The organism is Haloferax sp. Atlit-12N (assembly GCF_003383095.1).
Lineage (GTDB): Archaea > Halobacteriota > Halobacteria > Halobacteriales > Haloferacaceae > Haloferax.
On the sequence record NZ_PSYW01000034.1, the window covers coordinates 1 to 1,756 of the forward strand.

The following is a 1,756-nucleotide window of genomic DNA, read 5'->3' on the forward strand; positions in this document are numbered from 1 at the left end:
GTCAGTCAACCGGGAATCTCTACACGCAAGACTGGTCGATAGTCGCAAGTATTGTTGAGAGAGGTAGTGCTGTGTGTAACAGCACAGTATGATTTGTTGCTTCCTCAGGGAAGCACTGCCGCCGGCCAAGCGTTGCAGTTCCGCTGGGAGTCCACTACAACACTCAGAGGATGCGAACGCTTGGTCAGCATCAACCATTTGTACGACTGGATTTCTTTCTTGAGTCCAAGTGGTGCCACCATCACAAGAAGTTATACTGGTCCACCCGGAGTCGTAGATGTACCTATGAGTGAAGTCTCGGTTCACCAGCGTATCATCGATCCTGGAATCATCGCGATCGTGCGTGGCATCGATTCAGCTGTCGCACCCGACATCGTTCGTGCTATCGCAGCCGGTGGCGTCAACGCGATCGAGATTACAGCCAATACACCGGGCGCGGTGGACATGATTCGAGAGGTCTCCAACAGCGTCGAGGATGTTGCCATCGGTGCGGGGACGGTTCTCGACCCGGAGACTGCACGGGCCGTCCAACTCGCCGGTGCTGAGTTCGTCGTCACCCCGACGGTGAACACGGACGTCATCGAGACCTGCAACCGGTACGACACGCCTATTGCGACGGGCGTGATGACGCCAACCGAGGCGCTCACCGCGACTGAGGCCGGCGCAGACTTCTGTAAACTATTCCCTGCGTCAGCTGTCGGCCCCAAACAAATAAGGGCGATAAACGGGCCACTCCCGCAAGTCCCGCTGATACCGACGGGTGGCGTCTCGACCGACAACGCGGCAGCGTTCTTCGAAGCCGGCGCGGTTGCCCTCGGCGTCGGCAGTTCCATCGTCGACGGTGAGGCCATCGCCGCGGGCGACTTTAGTACGCTGACCGACGCAGCCAGCGAGTTCGTCGCAATCGCCGAGGAGTACCGATGACACCCGACCTCGTCACCTTCGGCGAGACGATGCTTCGGCTGAGTCCACCTGCGGGCGAACGGTTGGAAACTGCGACGGAACTCGACTTCCGAACGGCGGGGGCAGAGAGCAACGTTGCCATTGCGGCGGCACGACTCGGCACCGACGCCTGCTGGCTCTCAAAGCTCCCGGACTCGGCGCTTGGCCGCCGCGTGACGAACGAAATCCAAACCCACGGTGTTGACCCCCGAGTTGCGTGGAGTACGTCGTCACGCCAAGGAACATACTATATCGAGCAGGGAGCAGCACCTCGACCGACAACGGTCATCTACGACCGGGCCGACGCAGCCGTCACCACCGCCGAGTCGGACGAACTCGATCGGGACGCGATTCGTAACGCCAACGTGTTCTACACGAGCGGTATCACTCCCGCACTCTCGGAGACGCTCGAAGCGACGACGGCCGAACTACTCGCTGACGCACAGTCGGCGGGAACGACGACCGCGTTCGACCTCAACTACCGGGGAAAGCTCTGGTCGCCGGCTGAAGCGAAGGCAACGTGTGAGTCATTCTTTTCTGACGTCGATATTCTTGTCGCGGCCGAGCGCGACATCCGCCACGTCCTCGACCGCGAAGGCGACGCTCGAGCACTCGCCGGAGGGCTAGTAGACGACTTCGATTTCGAGACAGTAATCGTCACTCGTGGTGATGAGGGTGCGCTTGCCCTCAACGACGGAACGGTGTACGACCAACCGGCGTTCGAGACGGAGACGGTGGACGCGATTGGCACCGGTGATGCGTTCGTCGGCGCATACCTCTCACGACACATTGCCGGCGACACCGTCGGCGACGC

General features: G+C 60.8%; 2 protein-coding genes. Both read left to right on the forward strand.

The window, feature by feature from the left end:
* Positions 1–285: 285 nt before the first annotated feature.
* A complete protein-coding gene (locus tag C5B90_RS19805; RefSeq protein WP_115883625.1) occupies positions 286–924 on the forward strand; it encodes a bifunctional 4-hydroxy-2-oxoglutarate aldolase/2-dehydro-3-deoxy-phosphogluconate aldolase in 639 nt (212 codons plus the stop codon).
* On the forward strand, positions 921–1,756 hold an 836-nt coding region (gene kdgK1, locus C5B90_RS19810; protein ID WP_148708269.1), incomplete at its 3' end, for a bifunctional 2-dehydro-3-deoxygluconokinase/2-dehydro-3-deoxygalactonokinase. The genes C5B90_RS19805 and kdgK1, both read left to right, overlap by 4 nt.

What these genes read in the sequence shown, in the direction of transcription:
- C5B90_RS19805 (WP_115883625.1), top strand. Translation starts at nt 286, where the DNA reads ATGAGTGAAGTCTCGGTTCACCAGCGTATCATCGATCCTGGAATCATC.